The sequence below is a fragment of the Pantoea sp. B9002 genome, assembly GCF_013385945.1.
GTDB lineage: Bacteria > Pseudomonadota > Gammaproteobacteria > Enterobacterales > Enterobacteriaceae > Pantoea.
On record NZ_JACAPA010000077.1, the window covers coordinates 1 to 1,511 of the forward strand.

Here is a 1,511-nt window from a genome sequence, read left to right on the forward strand (position 1 = left end):
CGGCGGTCCTCGCGCCGCTTACGCGGTGCCTTCACTTCTCTCGTCTGCCTGACGGACCGGCGGAGATGAACTGAACCCCTTAACCTGGACTCTTTAAGTCAGCTTAATTTGATTATGAGTCCGGTACTCCACCGGGCTCAGCCCACCAAGTCCCATCTTTATCCGCTTGTAGTTCCAGAAGTTTATGTACTCACTGATCGCATTACTCAGTTCGCTCACACTTCGGAACGTCTTCAGATAAAACATCTCTGTTTTAAGATGCCCAAAGAAGTTCTCTATCATCGCATTGTCCAGACAGTTGCCTTTTCTGGACATACTTTGCTGTATTCCTTTCTCTGCGAGCTGCCGCCGGTAATATGGCCGTTGGTAATGCCACCCCTGATCACTGTGCAACAGGACGCGGCTCAGGCTATTCAGATGACTGAACGCTTTTTTCAGCATGCCATTTATCAATGATGCCGATGCCTTCTGTGAGCCTTCCCACGCCACGATCTCATCGTTGTACAGGTCCATTATGACTGACAGGTAATACTTATCCTGTCCAACGCGGAATTCCGTCACGTCTGTCACCCATTTTTCTTCGGGCGCTGAAGCAACGAAGTTTCTCTGCAGCAGGTTAGCCACTGTCGGACTGGCGCCTCCCCGGTAGGAACAATATTTCTTCCGCCTTACCGGGCACTCCAGCGAAAGTGTTTTCATCAGCTTAAGGATGGTTTTCCCACTGTGGCTGTAGCCACATTGTCTGAGAAGCTCGTTAAGCCGCCGATACCCATACAGGCTTCGGTGTTCACTGAATAACCGGAGCATCAGCGCCTTAACCTCAGCATATTTATCAGGTATCTGAAGGCGAGCCAGATGGTAAAAGAAGGTGCTCCGGGCCAGTTGAGCCGCTTTCAGCAGCACCGGCAGGCGATGCTGCGTACGCAACAGGTTTACCGCCGCGGCTTTTTCAGCGGCTCCAGCCGCTTTTTTTCAAGGAGTATCCCCTGCAGCGTCTTCAGATAGTCATTTTCGGCCCGCAGATATTCGAGTTCCTTCAGCAGCTCTTCAGGCGTTTTGTCATCTGCTTTACGAGGCTTGTCTGGATTAACTGGCATAGATACGCTCCGCTCCGGTTGTGTTGGACAAAAGGGCTTGTACCCCTCAAGTCTGAACCGTTTGAGCCAGTTATCAACAGTGGTGTGAGAAGCAATACCAAATCGTGCCGCGAGCCTTGCCGATGTTTCAGGATGGTTAATGGCATAGGTGACGACCTCTCGTTTGAACTCAGGTGAATACAGTAGAGAGCGGGAACGGGGACGCAGTGCTTCCTCACCATGGTGAAGGTAAAGCTGTATCCAGCGGATAGCATGCGTCCTCGAAACCCCGAAGTGTTGTGCTGTTCCCCCCTGACCGGCATGACCGTCGAGAAAGTAACGTACGACTTTTAACTTGAACTGAGTGGAGTACTTTGGCTTCATGATTTATCCCCATTATGTCGTTTTAAAGTCCAACATTTTGGGTTCAGTTCA

Annotated in this window: 1 protein-coding gene; it reads right to left on the bottom strand. The window is 50.8% G+C overall.

What is annotated here, in order from left to right; genetic code table 11:
* Positions 1-93 precede the first annotated feature (93 nt).
* Positions 94-1,460, bottom strand: a protein-coding gene (locus HX773_RS25100; RefSeq protein WP_176973765.1) for an IS3 family transposase whose coding sequence is annotated in 2 segments (ribosomal slippage) — positions 94-965 and positions 965-1,460 — 1,368 coding nt in all. Because the reading frame shifts where the segments join, the coding sequence is not laid out codon by codon here.
* Positions 1,461-1,511: the final 51 nt, after the last annotated feature.